The 23,406-nt window shown below is 65.2% G+C and carries 19 protein-coding genes, 1 tRNA gene and 6 pseudogenes; 12 read left to right on the top strand and 14 right to left on the bottom strand.

What is annotated here, in order from left to right; translation table 11 throughout:
- Window positions 1-267 precede the first annotated feature (267 nt).
- From D2T30_RS01685 to D2T30_RS23530, 7 genes and pseudogenes are all read right to left on the bottom strand, one after another.
- Window positions 268-1,087 (bottom strand): annotated as a pseudogene (locus tag D2T30_RS01685) (IS5 family transposase); the annotation flags it as partial.
- Between the two features lie 30 nt (window positions 1,088-1,117).
- A pseudogene (locus D2T30_RS24050) lies at window positions 1,118-2,442 on the bottom strand (transposase).
- A gap of 91 nt (window positions 2,443-2,533) precedes the next feature.
- Window positions 2,534-2,690: pseudogene (locus D2T30_RS01665) on the bottom strand (IS5/IS1182 family transposase); the annotation flags it as partial.
- Between the two features lie 72 nt (window positions 2,691-2,762).
- Window positions 2,763-2,933, bottom strand: a pseudogene (locus D2T30_RS01660) (transposase); the annotation flags it as partial.
- Between the two features lie 175 nt (window positions 2,934-3,108).
- A tRNA-Ser gene (locus D2T30_RS01655) sits at window positions 3,109-3,198 on the bottom strand.
- 331 nt (window positions 3,199-3,529) lie between these two features.
- Window positions 3,530-3,730 carry a hypothetical protein gene (locus D2T30_RS01650; RefSeq protein WP_128207367.1) on the bottom strand — a complete coding sequence of 67 codons (201 nt, stop codon included), beginning with the start codon at window positions 3,728-3,730 and terminating at the stop codon, window positions 3,530-3,532.
- Window positions 3,731-3,827: 97 nt separating this feature from the next.
- Window positions 3,828-3,986, bottom strand: a complete 159-nt coding sequence (locus tag D2T30_RS23530) for a hypothetical protein (RefSeq protein WP_241651163.1) — start codon at window positions 3,984-3,986, stop codon at window positions 3,828-3,830.
- Window positions 3,987-4,270: 284 nt separating this feature from the next.
- On the opposite strand from D2T30_RS23530, the pseudogene D2T30_RS24295 reads away from it, so the two are divergent.
- Window positions 4,271-4,434, top strand: a pseudogene (locus D2T30_RS24295) (ISL3 family transposase); the annotation flags it as partial.
- A gap of 227 nt (window positions 4,435-4,661) precedes the next feature.
- Here the strand turns inward: D2T30_RS24295 and D2T30_RS01640 are convergent.
- The 7 genes from D2T30_RS01640 to D2T30_RS01610 all read right to left on the bottom strand — a co-directional run bounded on the left by D2T30_RS01640 (window position 4,662) and on the right by D2T30_RS01610 (window position 11,686).
- Window positions 4,662-5,474 (bottom strand): ABC transporter permease, encoded by an 813-nt coding sequence (locus tag D2T30_RS01640; protein ID WP_128207366.1) that lies wholly within the window; start codon window positions 5,472-5,474, stop codon window positions 4,662-4,664.
- Between the two features lies 1 nt (window position 5,475).
- Window positions 5,476-6,342 (bottom strand): ABC transporter permease, encoded by an 867-nt coding sequence (locus D2T30_RS01635; RefSeq protein ID WP_128207365.1) that lies wholly within the window; start codon window positions 6,340-6,342, stop codon window positions 5,476-5,478.
- Window positions 6,339-7,436: an ABC transporter ATP-binding protein gene (locus tag D2T30_RS01630; RefSeq protein WP_128207364.1), complete on the bottom strand. Its 1,098-nt coding sequence runs from the start codon at window positions 7,434-7,436 to the stop codon at window positions 6,339-6,341. Before D2T30_RS01630 ends, D2T30_RS01635 begins: the two co-directional genes overlap by 4 nt.
- 98 nt (window positions 7,437-7,534) lie before the next feature.
- Complete coding sequence (locus tag D2T30_RS01625; protein WP_128207363.1) at window positions 7,535-8,584, bottom strand: ABC transporter substrate-binding protein; 1,050 nt, start codon at window positions 8,582-8,584, stop codon at window positions 7,535-7,537.
- Window positions 8,585-8,637: 53 nt separating this feature from the next.
- On the bottom strand, window positions 8,638-9,006 hold the full coding sequence (locus tag D2T30_RS01620; RefSeq protein ID WP_128207362.1) for a cupin domain-containing protein: 369 nt from the start codon (window positions 9,004-9,006) through the stop codon (window positions 8,638-8,640).
- A gap of 27 nt (window positions 9,007-9,033) precedes the next feature.
- Window positions 9,034-10,323: an NAD(P)/FAD-dependent oxidoreductase gene (locus D2T30_RS01615; RefSeq protein WP_128207361.1), complete on the bottom strand. Its 1,290-nt coding sequence runs from the start codon at window positions 10,321-10,323 to the stop codon at window positions 9,034-9,036.
- A gap of 7 nt (window positions 10,324-10,330) precedes the next feature.
- The gene (locus D2T30_RS01610; protein WP_128207360.1) at window positions 10,331-11,686 is read right to left on the bottom strand and encodes a glutamine synthetase family protein; all 1,356 of its coding nucleotides are present in this window, start codon (window positions 11,684-11,686) and stop codon (window positions 10,331-10,333) included.
- A gap of 102 nt (window positions 11,687-11,788) precedes the next feature.
- On the opposite strand from D2T30_RS01610, the gene D2T30_RS01605 reads away from it, so the two are divergent.
- The 11 genes and pseudogenes from D2T30_RS01605 to D2T30_RS01555 all read left to right on the top strand — a co-directional run bounded on the left by D2T30_RS01605 (window position 11,789) and on the right by D2T30_RS01555 (window position 23,023).
- The gene (locus tag D2T30_RS01605; RefSeq protein ID WP_164884176.1) at window positions 11,789-12,448 is read left to right on the top strand and encodes a GntR family transcriptional regulator; all 660 of its coding nucleotides are present in this window, start codon (window positions 11,789-11,791) and stop codon (window positions 12,446-12,448) included.
- 292 nt (window positions 12,449-12,740) lie between these two features.
- The gene (locus tag D2T30_RS01600) at window positions 12,741-13,778 is read left to right on the top strand and encodes a LacI family DNA-binding transcriptional regulator (protein ID WP_241651162.1); all 1,038 of its coding nucleotides are present in this window, start codon (window positions 12,741-12,743) and stop codon (window positions 13,776-13,778) included.
- Window positions 13,775-14,806, top strand: a complete 1,032-nt coding sequence (locus D2T30_RS01595; RefSeq protein WP_128207357.1) for an ABC transporter substrate-binding protein — start codon at window positions 13,775-13,777, stop codon at window positions 14,804-14,806. Before D2T30_RS01600 ends, D2T30_RS01595 begins: the two co-directional genes overlap by 4 nt.
- A gap of 121 nt (window positions 14,807-14,927) precedes the next feature.
- On the top strand, window positions 14,928-15,755 hold the full coding sequence (locus D2T30_RS01590) for an ABC transporter permease (RefSeq protein WP_128184270.1): 828 nt from the start codon (window positions 14,928-14,930) through the stop codon (window positions 15,753-15,755).
- The gene (locus D2T30_RS01585) at window positions 15,752-16,531 is read left to right on the top strand and encodes an ABC transporter permease (protein WP_128207356.1); all 780 of its coding nucleotides are present in this window, start codon (window positions 15,752-15,754) and stop codon (window positions 16,529-16,531) included. Before D2T30_RS01590 ends, D2T30_RS01585 begins: the two co-directional genes overlap by 4 nt.
- A complete protein-coding gene (locus D2T30_RS01580) occupies window positions 16,524-17,549 on the top strand; it encodes an ABC transporter ATP-binding protein (RefSeq protein ID WP_128207355.1) in 1,026 nt (341 codons plus the stop codon). The genes D2T30_RS01585 and D2T30_RS01580 overlap by 8 nt, the downstream gene beginning before the upstream one ends.
- A 3-nt stretch (window positions 17,550-17,552) precedes the next feature.
- On the top strand, window positions 17,553-18,476 hold the full coding sequence (locus tag D2T30_RS01575; RefSeq protein ID WP_128207354.1) for a nucleoside hydrolase: 924 nt from the start codon (window positions 17,553-17,555) through the stop codon (window positions 18,474-18,476).
- The gene (locus tag D2T30_RS01570) at window positions 18,473-20,239 is read left to right on the top strand and encodes an adenine deaminase (protein ID WP_128207353.1); all 1,767 of its coding nucleotides are present in this window, start codon (window positions 18,473-18,475) and stop codon (window positions 20,237-20,239) included. Before D2T30_RS01575 ends, D2T30_RS01570 begins: the two co-directional genes overlap by 4 nt.
- Entirely contained in the window at window positions 20,236-21,402 is a 1,167-nt protein-coding gene (locus D2T30_RS01565; protein ID WP_128207352.1) for an amidohydrolase, read from the top strand. The genes D2T30_RS01570 and D2T30_RS01565 overlap by 4 nt, the downstream gene beginning before the upstream one ends.
- On the top strand, window positions 21,399-22,094 hold the full coding sequence (locus D2T30_RS01560) for a phosphoribosyltransferase (protein ID WP_128207351.1): 696 nt from the start codon (window positions 21,399-21,401) through the stop codon (window positions 22,092-22,094). Before D2T30_RS01565 ends, D2T30_RS01560 begins: the two co-directional genes overlap by 4 nt.
- A gap of 33 nt (window positions 22,095-22,127) precedes the next feature.
- Window positions 22,128-23,023 (top strand): annotated as a pseudogene (locus tag D2T30_RS01555) (aldehyde dehydrogenase family protein).
- The last annotated feature ends 383 nt before the right edge of the window (window positions 23,024-23,406 follow it).

The raw sequence follows: 23,406 nt of genomic DNA, 5'->3' as shown, positions 1-23,406 counted from the left end.
GCAAGGAGCAGTTTGGCGCAATCGTCGTGAGACGGGATCGGAAGAACCAGTGTGCAACAGAGTGCCTTCGAGCACGCGGCTTTGATCTGGACCCGACCTTCGAACACCATACGGGCCTGCGGCATGATGATGGCCGCATCAGAGGCCGGACACATGTCAGCACCCGATGGCGCAAAAGAAGCTCTGAAGATCCCTCTTGCGCAAGGGGCGGTTACACATGTTGCAAAAGTCATGCAGCAGCCGTGCGTGCCCCTTTCCCCTTTGGTTTCATGCGACGCACTCGATCTCGGCGGTACCTAGTGCATTGAAGCGATTCATGAGCGCGATGCGGATCTGGACAGCTGTTTGACGGTCCGGATCGCGTGATGTGATGCATTCACCGAAGAGCTTGAGCCGAGCAGATGAACGCCACCGGTTCGAGAGAACCTGCGAGGGCATCTTGCTTCGATCCGACTTCGGGCGTGATATCCGGACCACCGTTTCCACGCGGCTCGGCCAGGGCGCTGCGTGGCCTTGAGTATCTCGTTGCGGGCTTTGGCAGGGGGCAGTCCTCCCGCCATCGTCGACCGTTCCTGGGGATAGGTATGTTCGCTGTCCCGCCACGCTCCACGATTGCGGTGTGGCAACGCTGGGTTTCATAGGCACCATCGCCGGTCACGGTGCCAATCTGCTCTTCGGGCGGGATCTGGCCCAGAAGGTGGGGTAGAACCGGGCGTCTCGCCCTTGTCGCTTGAGGTGAATTCTACAGCACGGACGTCGCCGGTGGCGGTGTCCATCGCCAGATGCACCTTGCGATACTGTCATCGGCACCGTGTGCCATGCTTGTGTGCAAGCCGTTCCCCGTCACCGAGGAACCTGATCCCTGTGCTATCCACCAGCAGGTTCAGCCGACGCAGACCGCACGGCAGTTCGAGATCTGCACCGTGATCCGCTTCAGCCTGCGGCTCAGGGTCGAGAAGTCAGGCACCGGCCAATCAAGCGCAGCCAGCGACAGAATGCTCGCAACCATCCCCGTCGCTTGCCGAAGCGGAAGCCCGAACAGGACTTTCACCATCAGGCAAAACTGGATCGCATTCGTCGGGAAAACAGTCCGGTGGGGGCTGTTGAAGAAGTCGTTTTAGGCTGATGCGGGAATTGGGGCGACCGGTCGATTTCCGATGATTGACCAGATGAACTGCACGGCTGCCGCTAGCTTCTTGAGGTTCATCGCCACGGCGGTCAGGAGGGCCTGGATCTTCATGTTTTCGATTCCCCTGCGGATGGCCCTGGCAAATCCGTGGAGCGTCTTGGCCGTGCCGTGCGCGCCTTCGACCCGCCAGCGGTGGCCGCGTGGTTGGTTACGATATGCACCCGGCGGGACGGGGTGCCCCGGGGCAGGCATTGCGCCTTGAGGGGGCAGCGCGCGCAATCATGTCGGTCGGCGCGATACCACTTACCGGATTTCGTGCTGTTGCGGGGGGTCAGCCGCTTCTTCGCCGGACATCGGGCCACGTTGTTTTGGGGATCATACTTGAACCGCTCGGAGGGGAACCCCTGCGCCCCCTTGGCGCGCGGAGAGCGAAGAGGCGGGATGACGGCTTCGATCTGGCGGTCCTCAAGGGCGGCGAAGACCCGTCCCACCCCATAAATCGTGTCCGCCGTGATCCGGCCCGGGGTAACCCCGAGGGTCACTTCGATGGCGTCGAGGCGCTCGTTGACCCGGCCCGTGTCGTGCTCCTCGCCGGTCACGATCTCCACATCGACGACGACGCCTGCCAGGTCATCAACGGCCGTGTGCTGCTTGTAGGCCGGGCGCAGCGGGGCCTTGGAGGATGTCGCCGTCGCCAGCGGTGCTTGAACCGGTGGCGCATCCGCTGGCAACTGGCGTCCGGATCCGTGCGGCAGAGCTTCTTGAACCTGCCGCTCGCGCGCGCGTCCCGCCCCGTGTGGTCGGCGGCTGCCTCGACCGCATCCAGATGGCGCGTCACGAGCGCATCCATGCTGACATTCGCCCGGATCAGGCTAGCGTCGATGTGGACGGCCCCGGCTGAAACCATCCCGGCTTGCTGGCATTGCCGCACGACACGCGTGAAGATCCGGTGGAAGACGTCCTCGCCCCAACGCTGACGGATGCGCGTCAGCGAGGAGTGATCCGGCAGCGCCTCGTGTACGGCGTAACCGACGAACCAGCGGATCGCGAGATTGACCTGCGATTCCCTCATCAGGCGCCGGTCATGGACGATGCCGAGCAGAAACCCCGCCAGCATCAGGCGCACGGCAACCTCGGGATCGATGCCGGGGGCGGCCGTTGTCGGCGCAATAGAGGGCGGCCACCTCAGCACGAAGCCACTCGAGATCGAGAACCTGATCAACCCTCACCAGCACATGGTCGTCAGGGATCAGGCCCCGGAGCGACCCGGTGATGAAAAGCTCCAGTTGCCCGCGTTCCTTCCGACCCAACATCGTAACCTCTCATCCACCAATAAGCACAGTGAATCAGAGGTATGGGGCTTCTTCAACAGCCCCCCTCAGACTGTTTTCTCATCCTCCTCACCGCGAACACCGGCGGTCGGCCATTGCGACCGGCTTTCGGGGCGACCCACACCATGTCCCTGTCCAGCCAGATCAGCAGAGAGCCACGTTGTTCCAGCGCGGCATTTGCAGGGCTTCCAGTTCGCCGTGCGGTATCGGGAAGGCTCAGGCTTACTCATGACGGAAGCCTAACAGCATGGATGCGCGGAGGGAATCTTGCTGCGGCGGGAGTTCTGCAACAACGCCCTGCTGACGCGCGACCACGAAGGCGCCACGCCATTGCGACGCGCGACGATCGAAATGCTGGCGTGATCCTCCAGCGTCTCCTCGACAATGCGCAGCTTCTCCGCCGCGCTCCAGCGCCGACGATGGCCGCCATTAGTGATGATCTCTACGTTAGCCATAAGCATGTGCTCAGGCATAAGCCTAAGCCTCCATGTTCAGACCTGGGTGTCCGGTCGAAACGGGGGCCAGTTCAATGATCCGTGCTGCGCGGGAATCTGATGCCCCCGTTACCGTTTGGTAACGAGGGCGCACCCCAAACGGCCATCCCGATCATCGAGGCGACTCGGAAAACTCAGTGATTTCAAGAATTCATGGCGGAGACGAAGGGATTCGAACCCTCGAGACCCTTCCGGGCCTGCACCCTTAGCAGGGGTGTGCCTTCGACCACTCGGCCACGTCTCCGCTGATCCGTATATGTGGCAAGTATCCCGGAAACAAGGACAAATTTAGCCGATTTCACGATGCCGCTGGAGACCGTGTTTTACTTGATTTTCTTGGAACTTACCGAGAACTGCACGAGAACGTGGGGCAAGACCCGTGCAAGGTGTTCTCGATTCGATCAGCTTTACTTTGCGCCTACCCTGATCCGACCACCCGAGAATGACGCTCTCCGGTCGATCGCGCCTGCCGCATACGGAACTGAGCTGCTGCCGGTTTCGTGGACAGCGGGTTAAGCGGTACTGGCTGTGAGGGGCGGAATGGATGGTCTATAGGATCAGGTAGTCCTCGTCCTTCAGGGCCACCCCGGCCTGCCCGCTGGTAGCGTCGGGGGAGCGAGCGTCAGGAACCGCTCGCGCGACGGATAGCCCATGGCGATCTGCTCCATCAGATCCCCGCGACGATCTCCGCCGCGGATGACGATACTGCTGCCCGGCTGGAAGAGGTCATGGAAAACCTCGGCCGGGGCGAACTGATCGCACTGGATCGGTGCCAACACCTGTATCAGCTGAAGCTGGCGTGGGAGGCTTCTCGCACGCGACCTCTGGTTGAAGCTCTCACAGAAGAGGCTGGGAAATCACTTCCCACCCCTATCAGGAACCCGAGGTTTTCGGTTTCGCCAGCGCCGTCGCAGAGAATGTCGGGTTGTCGAAGCGGTACATCAACATGGCCGTCAAGATCTGGACGAACCCGACGGCTGAAGCGGTCATCACCTGCGCCCAAGCCAGCAGCAGATCGTCGTAGTCGAGCACGTTCTGCGCCTGCTTGGCGGTGACGTAGCTGGCAAAGAGCTTCTTCAGCGCCGCCTACCATTGCGCACACCACGAGACATGCCGGCGCAGCACATCGGCGAGCGCCTCTCCCGGATTGACGGTGCGGGAATAGATCGCAAGGCAGGTGCCTTTTGCCGGAAACCGTGCCTCGGTCTTCGAGAACCCACCAGATGCCGGGACTGAACAGATAGTTAGGCGAAGTCGCGCCCCGTGCGGGCGTGTGGATAGAAATACGGCAGGAATACCGGATCGAGACGGGTGGTGAAGGCCTTCCCGTCAAGCATATCGTCCGCTCGACCGGCCCAGCCGCAAGCTGGTTCGCCAGATCCTGCGCGGGGAACGCGAAGATGTGTTCCGCATCCGCAAGAGCAGCCTGACCCCTTGGCGGCCGCAGCTGGAGCGGGAATGGAGGCCACGGGCCCGGTCATACGGCGTCTCTTTAGCGATGCGCCGCTTTTCGGCCATGCTACAGCGGCGGTCGACGGTTGCCACCGGCGATGATCTCTACGTGAGCCATAAGCATGTGCTCAGGAATATGCCTGGACCCCACGTTCAGACCTGATGCCCCGTCGAAACGGAGGCCGGTTCAGCCGTGCTCACCGCAGTTGGGGCATGGAGCGGATCGCGACTGTCCGATCGGGGCCGGATACCGCGTCATCTGCCCGGTCCCTGCCGCTTCGTCATCAGGACCGACAGAATGATCAGGCCGAGCGACAGCAGAACGATGATCGTTCCGACGGCGTTGATCTCGGGCGTGATGCCGCGACGCATGGTCGAATAGATATACATCGGCAAGGTGTTCTCGCGCCCCGTGAGGAAAAACGTCACCGGGATCTCGTCGAAGCTGAGCACGAAGGACAGCAACCCCGCCCCGACGATCGCGGAGCGGATATTGGGCAGGGTGATGTCGACGAAGCTGCGCCACGGACCCGCGCCCAGATCGAAGGCCGCCTCCTGCAGCGAAGGCGGCAGCCGTTGCAGCCGGGCGTAGACCTGCGTCACCACCACCCCCACCAGAGCCGTCGCGTGGCCGATGATCACCGTTTCGAGGCTGAGCGAAAGCCCCGTCAGCTTGAACATGTTCAGCATCGATATGCCGGTGACGATCCCCGGCAGGGTGATCGGCAGCAGGATCAGGCGGCGGAACGCCGTCTTGCCCGGAAAGTCGAACCGATGCAGCGCCAGCGCCGCGGGCACCCCGATCAGCAGGGTCAGCACCGTCGCCCCGGTCGCGACGTAAAAGCTGTTCCTGATCGCGCGCAGCAGCGGCTCGTTCCCTGCAAGCTTCGCATACCAGTCGAGCGTGAAGCCCGACAGCGGCCAACTGAGCGAGGATGAATCGTTGAAGGAAAAGGCGATCAGGACCCAGATCGGGATATACAGGAACCCCATCAGCAAGGCGATGAAGGTGGCGAAGGCGGTATCCGCCGCGAAACGCGAGGCGCGCCGATGTGTTTGCGTCGTCATGTCAGAACCCTCCGGCGGCGCTGCGCCGCTCCACCCGATCGCCGAGCGACACGACGCCCAGCACCACCACCAGCATCACCACCGACAGCGCCGAACCGAGCGGCCAGTTCAGCGCCGAGCCGAACTGCGTGGTGATGACATTCGCGATCAGGTTGCCGTCCGGCCCGCCGACAAGGAAGGGCGCGACGAAATCCCCGAAGGACAGGCAGAAGGTCAGCGTGAACCCCGCCGCCACCCCCGGCATCGACAGCGGTACCGTCACCCGCCAGAAGCTCCGCCACGGACCCAGACCCAGATCGGCCGATGCCTCGTTCAGGTTCGCGGGGATCTTTTCCAGCGCCGTGTAGATCGGCATCACCATGAACGGGATGAAGATATAGGTCAGCGTCACCACCATGGAAAACTGGTTGTAGAGAAAGATCGAGGACGGCGTTTCGATGATCCCCGCCCAGATCAGGAAGGAGTTCAGCACGCCCTCGGTCCCCAGAATGGTTTTCCAGATATAGGCGCGCAGCAGGTAGCTGATCCACAAGGGCGCGATCACCGCCATGTAGAGCCATGTCCGGATCTGCGCCGAGCGGCACCGATAGACCAGAAACCACGCGAACGGATAGGCCAGCAGCAGCGAGGCGAGGCAGACCAGCAGAGATATCTTGATCGTGCGCAGCAGCACCAGAACATATTGCGGATCGGTGAACAGCGTCAGGTAATTGCCGAACTGGAAGGCGGGCACGAAGGTCGGATATTTCTTCAGCCAGAAGGAATAGGTCGCCAGAATGCCGTAGGGCAGCAGCATGAACAGCACGATCCACGCCAGCGGAATGCCCAGAACCAGAACGGCGGGCAGATGACGGCGGAGCGCGCTCATGCGGCCTCCTCTCCGGCGAAGACAAAGACGTTGTGCGGCGCGACGGCAAGCCGCACGGCCAAGCCGACCGGCGGCACCTGCGACCGCGCCAGCGTATCGGGCAACAGCAGGTCGGCGAAAATCCGGCTGCCGTCGGCGAGTGTCACGCCAAGCCGCAGCCCGAGCCCGTAGTAGATCACCTCGGACACCCGGCCCGCCAGCACGTTGGCGGCGGTTTCACCCTCGGCCAGAATGCGGATCTTTTCGGGGCGCAGACCGATGGTGACACGCTCGCCGCGCGCGAAGGGCCGGTCGATATTGGCCGCGATCTCGCCCCCGCCGAGCGCGATCCGCGCGGTGGTTTGATCGGCGGCCTCGACGGCGCCGGGCAGGAAGGTCGTGGTGCCGATGAAATTCGCCACGTAGATCGAGGCCGGATGATCGTAAAGCTGCTGCGGCGTGCCCTTCTGGGCGATGCGGCCCTTTTCCATCACCACGATCTGGTCCGACATCACCAGCGCCTCGGTCTGGTCGTGGGTGACCATGATGAAGGTGATCCCGACCTTTTCCTGCAACCGCTTGAGTTCCGTCTGCATCTGCTCGCGCAGCTTGGCGTCCAGCGCCGAAAGCGGTTCGTCCAGCAGCAGCACCTTGGGCCGCCGCACGATGGCGCGGGCCAGCGCGATCCGCTGCCGCTGTCCGCCCGAAAGCTGGTGCGGATAGAGCTTCAGTTTGTCGTAAAGCCCGACGAGCTTCAGCGCGTCATAGACGCGGGTGCGGATTTCCAGCTCCGAACAGCCCAGCAGTTTCAGCCCGTAGGCCACGTTCCTGCCCACGGTCATATGCGGGAACAGGGCGTAATCCTGAAACACCATGTTGATCGCGCGGCGGTAGGGCGGCAGCGCGGTCACATCCTGTCCCGCCAGACGGATGGTGCCCGCCGTCGGCTCCTCGAACCCGCCGATCATGCGCAGCAGGGTCGACTTGCCGCAGCCCGACGGCCCCAGAAGGGTCAGGAATTCCCCGTCCCCGACACTCAGCGAAATATCGTCCACGCCGATGATCGCCGGGCTGTAATGCTTGGAAAGATGATCCAGTTCGATGATTGCCGTCATGATGCCCGTCCTGTTCTGCGCGCCCCGGCCGCGCGGATGGCCGGGCCGGGGGTCCGATCGCGGGCGCCCCGCCGGAGCGGGACGCGCCTTGCGGGGGGTTATTGCGCCTTCACCGCGTTCCAGGCGTTGGCATAGGCCTCGTAACGATCGCCAAGCGACTGCCACACCATCAGCCGTTCCAGATAGCCGGGATCGTCCTGATGCAGTTCGACGAACTGTTCCGGGCTCATGCAGGATTTCGCCGCCACGGGGTTCGCGACCGAGGCCGTGTTGATGTTCGCGATCGCGCATTGCCCCAACGGCGACAGCTGCATGTTCAGGTATTTGTAGGCGCAATCGAGGTTCGGCGTGTCCTTCACCACCATCCATATGTCGACCCAGCCCTCGGCCCCTTCCTTGGGAACGAATTCGGTCATGTCGATGCCCGCGCGTTTCAGGATGCTGGCCTGATTGCCGGCCCAGGTGTTGGAAATCACGATCTCGCCCGATTTGTAGAGATCGACCAGTTCCCCCGCCGTGGCCCAGTATTTGCGCACCAGCGGCTTTTGCTCGACCAGCGCCTGTTGCGCGGCGGCGATCTGCTCGTCGCTCAGCGAATAGATGTTCATGTCGCCGTTCTTGCGCGCCGCAAGGTAGATCGAGGATTTGTCGTCCCAGATCGAGACCTTGCCCTTCAGGTCGGGGTTCCACAGATCGGCGATGGACTCGGGCGGCGTGGTGAAAGCGTCGGTGCGATACATCAGCACGATCCCACCCCAGGTATAGGGCACGCCGTAGATCTGTCCGTCCTTCTGGATCGCGTCGAGCGAGGTCAGCGTCGGGTAAAGATCCCCCCATGCCGTGATCTTCGCGGTGTCCACCGGCTCGACCAGATCGAGGTCGATCATCAGCTTCGTCGTGTCGAGCGACGGCGTGATCAGGTCGAACACCCCGCCGCCCGCCATCAGCTTGGGCGCGAAGTCGTCGTTCGAGCCGACATAGGTGGCGTTCACCTTGCAGCCGGTTTCCTGCTCGAACTGCGTCACATAGGACGGGTCGGCATAGCCTTCCCAGGTCAGCAGGTTCAACGTGCCCTCGGCGTGGGCGACACTCGACAGCAGCGTTGCGAGGATGGCGGTGGAAATGCCGGCGGTTCTTGCGATCGTCATCTCATTCTCCTGTTGGGGCGGGCAAAGACTGTTGGCCGTCTTGTGCTGGAGGGTCAGGCCTCGGGGACGTAGGTGACCCAGATCTTGCGGGTGGTCTCGACGACGCGCCAGACGACCTGCAAACCGGGCCGCATCAGGAACACCGATCCGGCGCGCAGCACCGTGGTCTTGTCGGTGCCGACCTCGGTCAGTTCCGAATGGCCCGATACGATATGCATGAGTTCCCAGCACTCGGCGGTGAAGGTCCATGTGCCGGGGGCGACTTCCCAGACGCCGGTCTCGACCCGGCCATCGGGTGTGCGGTCGAGATCCCAGGTCAGCGAGGCGGGGTTTCCGTCGGTGACCAGCGCCGGGTCGGGCGCGCCGGTGACAGGCTCGACGCCCGGATTCAATGCGTTGATTTCAAGGTATTTCGTCGTCATTCTAGGTCCTTTCTATGGGGAGGCGGATCAGGTCAGCCGCTCGCGCAGCGTGTAGTAAGCCATGCCAAGGGCCAGCGCGTGATGGGTGAGCCAGTTGCCGATCGGCAGGCGCAGGCGATGGACGGCGTCGAAGACGTCGAATTCCTCCATCGTGCCGGTGATCGCGCCGGCCATGATCTCGGCGACGATATGGGTGGTGGCGATGCCGTGGCCGGAATAGCCCTCGGCGTAGAAGATGTTCGGCGCGATCCGGCCCAGATGCGGGATCCGGTTCAGCACGATCCCGTCGCGCCCCGACCAGGCGAAGTCGATGCCGATCCCCTTCAGCCGCGGATAGGTGCGTTCCAGCGCGGGACGCAGCTCGGCCGCGATATCGGCGCTGTCGCGGCCGGAATAGTTGGTGCCGCCGCCAAAGATCAGGCGCCGGTCGGCGCTCAGCCGGTGGTAGTCGAGCACGAAGCGGTCGTCGTAGACGGCGATGTCCTGCGGGTTGATGGCGCGGGCGACCTCTTCATCGATGGGGGCCGTCGCGATGATGCCGAGGGCTGCGGGAAACAGCACCCCGCGCATCCTGCTCCGCCCCAGATGATGATAGGCGTTTCCCGCCAGCAGCACGGTGTCGCAGGTCACCCGCCCCTGCCCGGTCCGGACCACCGGGCGCGCGCCGCGGGTGATCCCGATGACCTCGCTGTCCTCGAAAATCCGCACGCCGAGACCTGCCGCCGCCTGCGCCTCGCCGATCACGAGGTTCAGCGAATGGACATGCATGTTGCGCCGGTTGTGGACCCCGCCGATGTAGATCGGCACGTCGAGCAGCGCGCGCAGGTCCGCGCCCTCGACGTAGCGCACCTCGTCGCCCATGCCGCGGGCCTCCGCCTCGGCGACCAGCGCGCGCAGCTCGGCCACATGCGCGGGTTTCAGCGCCGCCTGCAGATGCCCCGGCTTCAGGTCGCAGTCGATGCCAAAGCGCGCCACCCGTTTGCGGATGATGTCATGGCCGCGCCAGCGCAGGTTCCAGATGTAGTTTTCCGTCTCGCTCCCGAGGCTGCGGCGGAATTCGCGCGCCATGGCCCTGTCGCCGGACAGCGAGCCGGTGATCTGCCCGCCGTTGCGTCCCGTCGCCCCCCAGCCGATGCGGTTCGCCTCCAGCAGCACGACGCGCAGACCGCGGTCGGCCAGCTCGATCGCCGCATTGACGCCGGTGAAGCCGCCGCCGATCACGACGACATCGGCCTCCGTCTCGCCTTGCAGGACGGGGAAGGCCGGATAGGCATGGGCCGTCGCGGCGTAATAGGATCGGGTGTGGGGTTCTTGCATGTCCGTCTCAGACCGTATGAAGATAGCTGCGGTATTCGAGGGCGGAGATCTCCTGCTCGAACACCGCCAGTTCCTGCCGCTTGCAGCTTGCGAACATCATGATGAAATCCGCCGGGAACAGCGCCTTGACGAGCGCGCTGGCCTCGAACGCCTCGATCGCCTGCCGCCAGTCGGGCGGAACGGCGCAGGCCGGGGCGGTGGCGGTCTCGACATTGCCATCGGTCGCGGCGGGCGGATCGAGCGCCTCGTCCATCCCCTTCAGCGCGGCGGCAAGAACGGCGGCGACGACCAGATAGGGGTTGGCATCGGCGCCCGCGACGCGATGCTCGATCCGCCGCGCGGCGGCGGGGCCGCCCGGAATGCGCACGGCGGCGGTGCGGTTTTCATATCCCCATGTGGCATTGACCGGCGCCAGCGTTCCCGGCCGCAGCCGGCGCGCGGAATTGCGATGCGGCGCAAAGATCAGCGCGGTGTCGTGCATCGCCGCCAGCAGCCCGGCGACGGCATGGCGCAGGGCGGGCGTGCCCTCGGCGCCGCCATTGTCGAACACGTTGCGGCCCGCGGCGTCGAGCAGGCTGAAATGCATGTGCAGCCCGTTTCCCGCATGTTCCATATAGGGCTTGGCCATGAAGGTCGCCCGCATCCCGTGCCGCCGCGCCACGTTGCGCACGATCTGCTTGAGGTAGACGGTATCATCCGCCACGCGCAGCGCATCGGCCCGGTGGACGAGGTTGAATTCATACTGGCTCGGCCCGCTTTCCGACGTGACCGCTTCAAGCCGGATCCCGCAGGCGGAGGCCATCGCATAGACATCATCGAGGAATTCGCCCACCTGCCCGAGTTCATCGAGGCAATAGATCGTATCGGCACCCCCGGCATGGGCGGGCGGCACATCGGCGACGGGCACGGGCACGGCCTCGCCGGTGTCGCGGATCAGGTGGAATTCCAGCTCCATGGCGACGACCGGCGTCAGCGCCTGCCCCGCATAGCGGTCCAGCACCCCGGCCAGCACCCGGCGCGGATCGCCAAAGAACGGCGCGCCGTTTTCCAGCCGCATCCACATCGGCACGAACAGCGCGGGCGACCTCCCCCAGACGAGCGGGATCGGCTCCCGCCCGGTCGGCTCCACGATGCCGTCCAGATCGCCGCGGTCGAACAGGTCGTTGCCCAGAACGTCGGTGCCCCAGATATCGACGCCAATCGACGACATCGGCATGCGGATACCGGCCTTCAGGATCTTGTCCCCCTGATCCGCGGGAACGCGCTTGCCCCGGAAAACGCCGTTCAGATCGCAATGCGCCGCCAGAAAGAATTCCGTTTCGGCTTTTCTTTCCACATCAGGCCCTGTTCTGATCATCTGCATGATTCCGTGTTTCCAGCTAACTGTTATACGATGAATGAACGTGTTATATCATGGTAGGTGTTTTGCCGGTTTTTGCGGGTCTGGACGGGAGATGATGAAAAATTGAACGATTATGAGCCTGATACGGTAGCAGATGTGCTGCATGCGAAACTCCGCGCCCGGATCTGGGAGGGGGAGTTCCTGCCGGGCGACCGCGTTTCCATCCGGGCTTTGGCGCAATCCTCCGGCCTCAGCGTCATTCCCGTGCGCGACGCCGTGCGCCGGCTGGTCGCCGAAGGCGCGCTGCGCTTCAGCGACAGCCGGACCATCGAGGTGCCGAAGCTCAGCCTCGAAAACCACTCCGACGTGCTGTTCGCGCGGATGCAGATCGAACCGGAAACCGCCCGCCGCGCCTATCCCAACCTCACCCACGCCGATCTGGACATGCTGATCGCGCAGGACACTGCGGTGAACGAGGCGATCGCCGGAAACGATCTTGGCCGCTACATGAAGGCCAATTTCGCGTTCCATTTCCATATCTACCGCAAGGCCGATGCGCCGGTGCTGATGCGGCTGATCGAGATATTGTGGCTGCAATCCGGCCCCTCGATGCGCTTCATCGCCGGGCAATACGGCGCGCAGACGGTCGTGGCGGATTACCACAAGGAAACCACCGACGCCCTCGCGCGGCGCGATGTGGACGGGTTCGTCGATGCCCTGCGCGCGGACATCGCCCAAGGGATGGAGTTCATCCTGCGTGCGAGAAAAGGCGGAATCACCTGAACCGCGGCACCCTTCCCTGAATCAACGCATCCCGGGGCCGCCCTGACATGGTAGCGCCGTCTGCGCGCAGCCCGCCCCGCATCACGGGTTGCCTCGGCCATCGCGCCCCCTACCACAATTCTCTTCGGCCCCGAAATCAATGAGGCTGGGGCCCGGAATCCATCCAATCGGATCACTGGCGAAAATCCGTTCGACATTCGCAACCGCTTCGTCTAGTTTCGATTAAACGTTTAATCACCCCCCCTTCCCGCACCTCCGGGCACAGATGGCCAGCAGCCGAACCCGTCCCAACATGAGTTTGATCGCCGCGCGCCTCGATGTGTCCGTGGCGACGGTTTCGAATGCCTTGGCCGGCAAAGGCAGGGTTTCGCCTGATCTGGCCGCACGTATCCGCGCGATGGCGAACGATCTTTGCTACGTGCCCGGCATGGCGGGGCGTGCCTTGCGCACCGGGCGCTCCTACGTGCTCGGGCTGGTGCTGCCCGATATTGCGAACCCGCTTTTTCCGCAGATCGCGCAGGCGATCGAGAGTTCCGCGGCAGAGGCGGGGTATGGCGTCCTCATCGCCGACTCGCGCAACAATGTCTCGACCCAGACCGAAGTGATCGGCCGTCTGCTGGAACGCGGTGTCGATGGCGTGGTCATCGTCCTGCGGCGCGGAACGCGCGTGGCCGATGTCGGCACGCCGGTCGCGGTGATCGATTCGCCCTCGACCCCGGGCAATACGGTGTCCGCGGATCACTGGCAGGGCGGCCAGCTGGTGATGGATCATCTGATCGGCCTTGGGCATCGCAAGATCCTGATCATCGGCAACAACCCGGACTCGATCGTGCAGAACGACCGCATCGGGGGGATGAAATCCCGGCTCTCGAACGGCGCCGAGAGCGAAGTGATCTGGGTCGAGAAGGTCGAGGCCAGACACGGCCCCGGCTGCCCGCTTGGCCTTGCCGACTATTACCGCGCCGGGTTCACCGCCTGTTCGGCCGTTTCCGACCTGACCGCCCTGCGCGCCCTGACCGAGATACTTGGCGCCGGCATTTCCGTGCCCGAGAACATGAGCGTGACCGGCTTCGACGATCTGGTCTGGTCGCCGGTCGTGCGGCCCTCGCTGACGACGGTGCGCATGGATCTGGCCGCCATCGCAAGGATCGCGGTCGAGGCGCTGACATTGGCGATCGAACGCCGCGCCGCGGGCGACGACCTGCCGAAAGGCCCGGTCAAGGCCCCGCCGCATCACAAGGAAAGCGTCCCGATGAGTCTTGTCATCCGGCAAAGCTCGGCGCGCGCCATGACAACGCAACGAACCGACAACGGAGGTTACTCAAGATGAAACGACAGGCGGTGCTGGCTTCGGCGACCGCGCTCATCCTCGGCCTTGGCCTCGGAAGCGCGCAGGCGCAGGAAAAGACCCTGACAATCTCGGTCTATGCCTTCGCGCAGGACGAATACAAGAAGATGCTCTACGATCCCTTCGAGGCGCAATGCGGCTGCAAGCTGGTCGTCGAGACCGGCAACAGCGTCGAGCGGCTGGCGAAGATGGAGGCCAACAAGGCCAATCCGGTGATCGACATGGCCGTGATCTCGATGGCGGATGCCCTGCAGGCCAGCCGCGCCGGGCTGATCGACGCCATCGACACCGCGAAGCTGACGAATTTCGACAAGCTCTATGACATCGCCAAGGATCCGAACGGCGACGGGATGAGCGTCGGCTATACCTTCTACGCCACCTCGATCGTCTACCGCACCGACAAGATGCAGATCGACTCCTGGGCCGACCTGCTGAAGCCCGAATATGCCTCGCATGTCGCCTTCCCGAACATCACCACGAACCAGGGGCCGCCGGCGCTGTTCATGCTGGGCGAGGCGCTCGGGCAGAACACCCCGGACCTGAAAGCCGCGATCGAGGCTGTGGCCGAGAGGAAGGACGATATCGTCACCTTCTACGTCAAATCCTCGCAGCTCGTGCAGCTGATGCAGCAAGAAGAGATCTGGGCCGCGCCGATCGGCCGTTTTTCCTGGGCCCCGTTCACCAAGCTCGACCTGCCGCTTGGCTGGGCCACCCCCAAGGAAGGCCAGACCGGCGGCATGAATGTCATGGTTCTGACCAAGGGCACCAAGAACGCGGATCTGGCGCTCCAGTTCATGGACTACTGGCTTTCGACCGAGGTGCAGACCAAACTTGCCGAAGCACTGGTCGACAGCCCCGCCAATTCCGAGGTGGTGGTGCCCGACGAGGTCGCCGACAACATCACCTATGGCGAGGAAACCGCGAGCAGCCTGAAGCTGATCCCTTCGGCGGTGGCGCTCGACAACCGCGACGGATGGCTCGCGGAATGGAACTCCAAGGTCGGCCAGTAAGCAGACATCGCCGTTCCCCACCGGGGGGACGGCCCCTTTCCGCCTTGCTCCGCGCAAGGCGTTCCGACGTGATCCCCTGCGTCTTCCGTGGCGCGCTGTTCCAGACCTGAAGGGTTGGCACATGTTCCAGAACCGGGCCGAAGCCTATGCGCTTGCCCTTCCGGCGGCGATATTCGCCGCCATCGTCTTTCTGATCCCGGTCGGCCTGCTGCTGTCCGAAGGCTTCCGCTCGGCGCAGGGCTGGACACTGTCCGCCTTCGTCGATTTCTTTTCCCAGCCGCTGAACCAGAAGGTGTTCCTGCGCACGCTGAAGCTTGGCGTGATGGTGACGGCCGCCGCCGCGGTGATCGGTTATGCCACGGCCTATGCCATCGTCTCGCTGCCGCCGGGCGCCAAGGGGCGGATGATCGGGCTCGTGGTGCTGCCGCTGATGATCTCGCCGGTGGCGCGGACCTATGCGTGGATCGTGATCCTCGGCCGTACCGGCATCGTCAATCAGGCGCTGATGCTGGTCGGGCTGACGGATGAACCCGTGCGCTTCCTGTTCACGGAAACCGCCGTCTTCATCGGCCTGCTGCAACTGTTCCTGCCGCTGATGATCATCTCGCTCATCAGCGCGCTCGAAAACCTGCCGAAGGACGCCGTGCCCGCCGCGCGCATCCTTGGCGCCAACTGGTTTCAGGTGTTCTGGAAGATCATCCTGCCCCTCACCCGCGAGGGGCTGATCGTCGGCGGCACGCTGGTCTTCACCGGGTCGCTGACGGCCTATATCACCCCGGCGATCCTTGGCGGATCGAAGGTGCTGATGCTGGAAACCCTGCTCTATCAACAGGTCACCGTTGCCAACAATTTCGTCGCGGCCTCGGTCATCGCCTTCCTGCTGATCGTGATGAGCTTCAGCGCCAACATCCTTCTGCGGCGCATCGCAACCGCGAGGAACCGGAAATGATGCAAAAGATCCTCGCCCCCCTGACCCTCGCGCTGGTGATGCTGTTCCTGATCGGGCCGTTCGCCATCATCGTCGCGGCCTCCTTCTCGGCGGGCGACACGCTGGCCTTCCCGCCGCAGGGCTTTTCGCTGAAATGGATCGCCAAGGTCTTCACGGTGGAAAGCTTCCGGCAAAGTTTCGCGATGTCGCTGTTCCTGGCGATCGGCGGCACCATCGCGGCGCTGATCCTCGGCATCCCGGCGTCCTACGCGATGGCGCGCTATCGCCTGCCGGGGGCGGAAACGGTGCGCTTCATGGTGTCGCTGCCGATCATCGTGCCCGGCATCATCGTCGGCCTTGCGCTGCTGCGCTATTTCGTCATCCCGATCGGCCTGTCGATCACGCTGGCGCTGTTTCTGGCGCATACCGCGCTGATCCTGCCCTATGCGGTGCGCGTGGTCTCGGCAAGCCTCGCCAACCTGCGCTCCGACATGGAGGAGGCGGCGGTGCTGCTCGGCGCGTCGCGGCTCGGCGCGTTCTTCAGCGTCGTGTTGCCGAACATCCGGGGCGGCATCCTCTCGGCCTTCATCCTCGGCTTCGTCACCAGCTTCAATCAGGTGCCGGTGTCGCTGTTCCTGTCGGGGCCGGGGGTGCGCACCCTGCCCATCGACATGCTCGGCTATATGGAGATCGTGTTCGACCCCTCCGTCGCCGCGCTGTCGTCGCTTCTGGCCTTCCTCTCCATCGGCATCGTCTTCCTCGCCGAACGTTTTCTGGGGTTCTCCCGCTATGTCTGACGCCTCCTTCCTTCTTCTCGACGGGCTGACGCTCGCCTATGGCAAGACCACCGCGGTCGAGGGGCTGAACCTCTCGATCCGGCGGGGCGAGCTTGTCGCGCTGCTCGGCCCCTCGGGCTGCGGCAAGACCACCACCATGCGCGCCATCGCGGGGCTGATGCCGGTGAAATCGGGCCGCATCGTGCTTGATGGCCGCGACATCACCCGCACCCCGGCGAACCGGCGCGAGGTGGGGCTGGTGTTTCAGTCCTACGCGCTGTTCCCGCATCTGACGGTATTTGAAAACGTGGCCTTCGGGCTGCGGCTCAAGGGCATGTCTGGCAAACCGCTTGAGGACAGGGTGCTGACCGCCATCGCCTCGGTCGGGCTGTCGCCCTTTGCCAACCGCAAGACGCCCGAGCTGTCGGGCGGGCAGCAGCAGCGCGTAGCGCTGGCGCGTTCCATGGTGATGGAGCCGAAGGTGCTGATGCTGGACGAACCGCTGTCGAACCTCGACGCGCGGCTGCGGCTGGAAATGCGGACCGAATTGCAGCGCGTGCAGAAGGAAAGCGGCGTGACGATGATTTTCGTCACCCATGACCAGATCGAGGCGCTGGCGCTGGCCGACCGCATCGTGGTCATGCGCAACGGCGCGATCGAGCAGATCGGCACGCCCGAGGACATCTACAACCGGCCGGAATCGGCCTTCGTGGCGGATTTCGTCGGGTTCGAGAACATCTTCGCGCTGAAGGATGGCCAACTGGTCACCCCCGGCGGCACGGCCCCGATCGCCGATGCGCCCGCCGATGCGGCGGCGCTGGCATGGCGGCCGCGTGCCGTAGCACTCGGGAACGGCCCGTTCAGCGGCGTCGTGCGCAGTTCCTCCTTCGCGGGCAGCGCGCGGGAATACCTGCTCGACACGCCGCTCGGCCCGATCAAGGCCGAGGCGGACGCTGCGCATCCCGCCCATGACCTCGGCGACACGGTCAGCTTCGGCCTGCCCGCCGCCACCGCCGCCACCCTGCGCCGCTTCGGTTGAGCCATGGGGGTCTGGATCGACACCGACATGGGCTTTGACGACATCGCCGCGATTATGGTGGTGACGCGGTCGGGCCTGCCCGTCGACGGGGTTTCGCTGGTCTTCGGCAATGCGCCGCTGGCGCAGGTGCGGCGCAATGCGGCGGGCGCGGCGCGGGCCCTTGGCTGGCGCTTTCCGGTCCATACCGGACGCGCGGCGCCGGTCATGGGGCGGCTTGAAACGGCGCAGGCGATCCTTGGCGAAAGCGGCATCCCCACCCGGGGGCGCAGCCTGCCCGAGGCGGGCGATCCGCCGGACAGCGATGCCTTCGCCGCGCTCTGCCGCTGGCTGGAGGACACCCCCTCCCCCCGTCGTATCCTCGCGCTCGGCCCGCTTGGCAATATCGCCGCGCTGGCGCTGGCGCGCCCGGACCTCGCGGCCCGCGTGGATGAGCTGGTCTGGATGGGCGGCGGCCTCACGCAGGGGAATCATACCGCATCGGCCGAGTTCAATGCCTTCGCCGACCCGGAAGCCGTGGCCATCGTGCTGGCGCAGGGTCTGCCGCTGCGGATGGTCGATCTGGATTTCTGCCGCCGGATTCTGGCGGGCCCCGAGACGGTGGCGCCCATCGCCGGTGCGGGCGGGGCCAATGCCGCGCTGCTGGCCGACCTCTTCGGCGGGTTCATCGACATTGCCCTGTCGCGCGGGCGTCCGGCGATGGCGCTGTATGACCCCGCCGCGGCGGTGGCCTTCGCGCGCCCCGATCTGGTCACATGGCAACCCGCACGGATCGATGTCGAATGCGCGGGCCAGCTGACGCGCGGCCGCACCGTCGTGGAAACCAGAACCGGACGGGCGTCCTTCAACGCGCATTTCGCCGCCGGGTGCGATGCCGGTGCCGTCCGGCAGGTGATCCTCGACGCCCTGATCGCGGAGGCCGCGAAATGACCCCGAACGAGCCGATGGATCTGGCCGACTCCGCCCTGCGCCTGCGCGCCGTTGCCGCCGCGCGGGGCGATGCGCCCTTCGATCTGCTGCTGGTCAACGGCACGCTCGTGGACATGGTCACGGGCGAGCACCGCCCCGCCGATATCGGCCTTGTTGGGGCGCTGATCGCCTCGGTCCACCCGCGCGGGGCGCGGGGCGATGCGGCGCGGATCGTGGATCTGGAGGGTGGGTTCGTCACGCCGGGGCTGATCGACACGCATATGCATGTCGAAAGCTCGATGGTGACGCCGGCCACCTATTGCGATGCGGTGCTGGCGCGCGGGGTGACGACCGTGGTCTGGGATCCGCATGAATTCGCCAATGTCCACGGGATCGAAGGGGTCGATTACGCGATCGATGCAACATGCGACCTGCCGCTGCGCTTCGTGGTTCTGGCCCCGTCCTGCGTGCCTTCCGCACCGGGGCTTGAGATGGCCGGCGCGGATTTCGACGCGGCGACCGTGGCCGGGCTTCTGACGCGGCCGGAAATCGGCGGCGTGGCCGAGGTGATGAACATGCGCGACGTCATCGACGGCAAACCCCGGATGAGCGGTATCGTTCAGGCGGGCCTTGCCGCCGCAAAGCCGGTCTGCGGCCATGCGCGTGGCCTTTCGGGCGCCGATCTTCAGGCGTTCATGGCGGCGGGCGTGACCTCGGACCACGAACTGACCTCGGCCGACGACCTGATGGAAAAGCTCCGCGCCGGCCTGAGCATCGAGATGCGCGGCTCCCACGACCATCTGCTTCCGGGCTTCGTCGAGGCGCTGAATCGCCTCGGCCAGCTGCCGCAGACCGTGACGCTGTGCACCGATGATGTCTTCCCCGACGATCTGCTGCGCGCGGGCGGGCTTGATGACGTCGTTCGCAGACTGGTGCGCTACGGCCTGCGGCCCGAATGGGCGCTGCAGGCCGCAACGCTGAACGGCGCGCGCCGGATCGGGCGCGCGGATCTGGGGCTGATCGCGGCGGGGCGGCGGGCCGATATCGCGGTCTTTGCCGATCTCGAACGTCTTGAGGCGCGGCTGGTGATCGCGAATGGCGCCATCGTGGCCGAGGTCGCCCACCCCGCCACGACGCCGGAAGCCTTCACCCGCTCGGTCCGGCTGACGCCGCTGACGCCCGATGATTTCCGCGTTCGCTCGGAAGGTCGCCGCGTCCGGGTCGCCACGATCGACCAGCCCCGCTTCACCCGCTGGGGCGCGGCGGAAACCGATGTGATCGAGGGGCGCGTCGTGCCGCCCGAGGGGGCCACGCTGATCTCGGTCGTGCATCGCCATGGGCGCGTCGACGCGCGGCCCCGGATCGGCTTTCTGCGGGGCTGGGGACAATGGCGCGGCGCCTTTGCCACCACGGTTTCGCATGACAGTCACAACCTGACCCTGTTCGGCGCCGATCCGCGCGACATGGCCGCCGCGGCCAATGCGGTGATCGCGGCGGGCGGCGGGATGGCCGTCGCATCGGGCGGCCGGGTGGTGTCGCTCTTGCCGCTGCCGATCTCCGGCCTCGTTTCGCCAGCCGGGCTTGAGCAGGTGGCCGAAGGCTTCGCCGAACTGCGGGCCGCGATGGAGCGGATCGTCGACTGGCAGCCCCCTTACCTCGTGTTCAAGGCCTGTTTCGGGGCGACGCTCGCCTGCAACGCCGGGCCGCATCAGACCGACCGGGGAATAGCCGATGTGGTCGCGGGACGCCTGCTGACCTCGCCCATTCTGGAAATACTGACATGACCGACAGCATAGACGACGACCTGCCATTCCTGACCGCGCTGCGCCACGATCTGCATGCCCACCCCGAACTGGGGTTCGAGGAAACGCGCACCAGCGACATCGTCGCGCGCCTGCTGACAGAGGCCGGGATCACCGTCCACAGGGGGCTGGGCGGCACCGGCGTCGTGGGCACGCTTCAGGTGGGCAACGGGACGCGGCGCATCGGGCTGCGGGCCGATATGGACGCGCTGGCGATGCCCGAGCTGGTCGACCGCCCCTATCGCTCGACCGTCGAGGGCAAGATGCACGCCTGCGGCCATGACGGCCATACCACCCTGTTGCTGGGCGCCGCGCGCGCGCTTGCCCGCGACCGGAATTTCTCGGGCACGGTGCATTTCATCTTTCAACCCGCCGAGGAAGGGCGCGGCGGCGCCCGGCGCATGGTCGAGGAGGGGCTGTTCGATCTGTTCCCCTGCGATGCCGTTTACGGCCTGCACAACATGCCCGGCCTTGCCCCCGATGAGATCGCCGTGGTCGAGGGGCCGCAGCTTGCCTCGTCCGACAGCTGGCGCGTGACCTTTCGCGGCACCGGCACGCATGGCGCGAAGCCGCATCTGGGCCGCGATCCGATCCCGGCGATGGCGGGCTTCCTCGCGGCAATGCAAACGATCCCGGGGCGGGATGTCGATCCGTTGCAACCCGCCGTGGTCAGCGCCTGTTCGATACAGGCGGGCAATCCGCAGGCGCTGAACGTGATTCCCGAAACGGTCGAGATCGGCGGCACCGCCCGCGCCTATGACCCGCAGGTGCGCGATCAGCTTGAGGCCGGAATCGGCCGTCTGGCCGCGGGCGCGGCAGCCATGGCGGGGATCGAGGCCGACTATCACTACATCCGCCGCATCCCGCCGGTCATCAACCACCCCGACGCCACCGCCCGCGCGCTTGGCGCCGCGCGCGACGTCTTCGGCGCGAAGCTGCGCACCAGCTTCCCGCCCTCGACGGCGGGCGACGATTTCGCCTTTTTCGCCGCGGAAGCGCCGGGCTGCTATGTCTGGCTCGGCAATGGCCCGGCGGTCGAGGGCGCGCTGCACCACAACGGAGCCTATGACTTCAACGATGCCGCGATCGGGCCGGGCGTGCGCTTCTGGACCCGGCTGGTCGAACGCGAGCTGGCCGCGGAATGACGGGCCCGATCATGCAGCCGCAGGACTTCTGGCAGGAGATCCACCCCGCCGGCAGCTTTCGCACCGATGTCGGGCACAAGGGCTTTTATCCCGCCGCATTGCCGGACGGCCGCCAGATCCGCCTGCCGATCCGGCCGCTTGCCGACGGACAGCATGCGCTGGCCTCGCTGATCGTCAATCAGGCGAGCTTCGGGGTGCTCGACGCGCTGGCCGGTGCGCTGGCTGCGCGGCTTTCGGCATTCCGGCCGGATGTCGTCGCGGGGCTGCCGACGCTTGGCCTGACGCTGGCGGCCGAGGTCGCCCGCAAGCTCGGCCATACGCGCTATGTGCCGCTCGGCACCTCGCGCAAGTTCTGGTATGACGAGGCGCTGTCGGTGCCGCTGTCCTCGATCACCACGCCCGATCAGGTGAAGCGGCTGTATATCGACCCGAGGATGCTGCCCTTGCTGCAGGGGCGCCGGGTGGCGCTGATCGACGATGTCATCTCCAGCGGGCGATCGATCCGCGCCGGACTCGCGCTGCTCGATACAATCGGCGTCCGGCCGGTGGCCACCGGTGCCGCCATGCTGCAATCCGACAAATGGCGCGCGGATGCGGCAGCCCCCCATGACGGCTGGCTCGACACGGTCTGCGGCTGTCTGGAAACCCCCGTGCTCGCCAAAGGGCCCGATGGTTTGTGGCGCCCGGCCTGAGGGCAGGCCACAACAGATGGCCGCGGCCTCGACGTGACGAACCCTGCGACGGACGAGGTCATCGGAACGGTGGCCCATGCCTCGCCGGCCGATATGGACCGTGCGCTGCAATTGGTCGCCGCAGGTTTTGCGACTTGGTCAGTAACCCCGGCCTATGACCGCTCGGCTGTGCTGCGCCGGGTGGCCACGCTTCTGCGTGAACGGACCGAGACGATTGCACCGATTCTCGTGGCAGAACAGGGCAAACCGCTATACGAGGCTCGGCGCGAACTGGCGGTTTCGTCGGACGTGTTCGAATGGTTCGCGAAAGAGGGGCGGCGCGCCTATGGACGGCTGGTCCCTGCACGCGCCGCCGGGTCACCCAGCAGGTCCGCAAAGAGCCTATTGGCCCCATCGTCGCCTTCACTCCCTGGAACTTCCCCGTCAGCCAAGTGGTCCGCAAGGTGGCAGCTGCGCTTGCAGCCGGATGCTCGGTGCTTCTCAAAGGACCGGAGGAGACCCCGCTTTCCTGTGCCGAACTGGCGCGGGCCATGATCGATGCGGGCCTGCCGCCGGGCACCCTCTGCCCGCTCTATGGCAACCCTGCCGAGATTTCTGAGCGGCTGATCAAGGATCCGGTGATCTGCAAGGTCTCGTTCACCGGTTGGACCGCGGTGGGCAAGCATCTTGCTGCACTGGCGGGTTCGGTGATGAAGCCGGTGACGATGGAGCTTGGGGGGCACGCCCCGGCCGTGGTCTTTGCCGATGCGGATTCCCCGCGCGCGGTCGAGCAGCTTGTCTGGACGAAATACCTCAATGCGGGTCGCCATGTAACCGATCATCAGCCGAGGCGTTTCATGAAGGTGAGGCACCACGGCGGTCATGCGGGCCGCCCGCATCTGACGGTGGATCCGGACAGCATTACACCACGCGCTGTGTCGCCGCCATAGCGGGACTGCGAACGGACGTGGCGTGGCGACCTCGGCGTTGTGCATGTCAAGGCACCACATGCCGATGAAGGCCATGCGGCTCCGGACGGGGAAGCGTGCGCAGACAATTTATCCGAAGGTCGCTGACGACCTGCATGCTCAAAGGGATCAGGCCGTCACGATCACCAAGAGAAGACCAATCGCCAGAAGGCCGAGCGGAAGCATCAGTATCCAGAACCAGAAGCGATTGTAGATCGGGGTGGGAGACCAGCACATCCTACATCTGGATCGGCCAAATCTAGGTGTATATCCGCATTCGCAGCGGAACAGTCGAATATTCATGGCGTGAATTTCTGCGGTAAATGAGGGGGGTGGGTACAGAGAAAACTGGCAACAGTTCTGAA

It is taken from the genome of Paenirhodobacter populi (assembly GCF_004022215.1).
GTDB classification, from domain to species: domain Bacteria; phylum Pseudomonadota; class Alphaproteobacteria; order Rhodobacterales; family Rhodobacteraceae; genus Rhodobacter; species Rhodobacter populi.
Note: the sequence above shows the minus strand (reverse complement) of the source record. Positions and strands in the feature narration are given on the sequence as shown.

What these genes read in the sequence shown, in the direction of transcription:
- D2T30_RS01585 (WP_128207356.1), top strand. Translation starts at nt 15,752, where the DNA reads ATGATGCAAAAGATCCTCGCCCCCCTGACCCTCGCGCTGGTGATGCTG.
- D2T30_RS01640 (WP_128207366.1), bottom strand. Translation starts at nt 5,474, where the DNA reads ATGACGACGCAAACACATCGGCGCGCCTCGCGTTTCGCGGCGGATACC.
- D2T30_RS01620 (WP_128207362.1), bottom strand. Translation starts at nt 9,006, where the DNA reads ATGACGACGAAATACCTTGAAATCAACGCATTGAATCCGGGCGTCGAG.
- D2T30_RS01625 (WP_128207363.1), bottom strand. Translation starts at nt 8,584, where the DNA reads ATGACGATCGCAAGAACCGCCGGCATTTCCACCGCCATCCTCGCAACG.
- D2T30_RS01635 (WP_128207365.1), bottom strand. Translation starts at nt 6,342, where the DNA reads ATGAGCGCGCTCCGCCGTCATCTGCCCGCCGTTCTGGTTCTGGGCATT.
- D2T30_RS01615 (WP_128207361.1), bottom strand. Translation starts at nt 10,323, where the DNA reads ATGCAAGAACCCCACACCCGATCCTATTACGCCGCGACGGCCCATGCC.
- D2T30_RS01610 (WP_128207360.1), bottom strand. Translation starts at nt 11,686, where the DNA reads ATGCAGATGATCAGAACAGGGCCTGATGTGGAAAGAAAAGCCGAAACG.
- D2T30_RS01590 (WP_128184270.1), top strand. Translation starts at nt 14,928, where the DNA reads ATGTTCCAGAACCGGGCCGAAGCCTATGCGCTTGCCCTTCCGGCGGCG.
- D2T30_RS01595 (WP_128207357.1), top strand. Translation starts at nt 13,775, where the DNA reads ATGAAACGACAGGCGGTGCTGGCTTCGGCGACCGCGCTCATCCTCGGC.
- D2T30_RS01575 (WP_128207354.1), top strand. Translation starts at nt 17,553, where the DNA reads ATGGGGGTCTGGATCGACACCGACATGGGCTTTGACGACATCGCCGCG.
- D2T30_RS01600 (WP_241651162.1), top strand. Translation starts at nt 12,741, where the DNA reads ATGAGTTTGATCGCCGCGCGCCTCGATGTGTCCGTGGCGACGGTTTCG.
- D2T30_RS01560 (WP_128207351.1), top strand. Translation starts at nt 21,399, where the DNA reads ATGACGGGCCCGATCATGCAGCCGCAGGACTTCTGGCAGGAGATCCAC.
- D2T30_RS01580 (WP_128207355.1), top strand. Translation starts at nt 16,524, where the DNA reads ATGTCTGACGCCTCCTTCCTTCTTCTCGACGGGCTGACGCTCGCCTAT.
- D2T30_RS01630 (WP_128207364.1), bottom strand. Translation starts at nt 7,436, where the DNA reads ATGACGGCAATCATCGAACTGGATCATCTTTCCAAGCATTACAGCCCG.
- D2T30_RS01570 (WP_128207353.1), top strand. Translation starts at nt 18,473, where the DNA reads ATGACCCCGAACGAGCCGATGGATCTGGCCGACTCCGCCCTGCGCCTG.
- D2T30_RS01565 (WP_128207352.1), top strand. Translation starts at nt 20,236, where the DNA reads ATGACCGACAGCATAGACGACGACCTGCCATTCCTGACCGCGCTGCGC.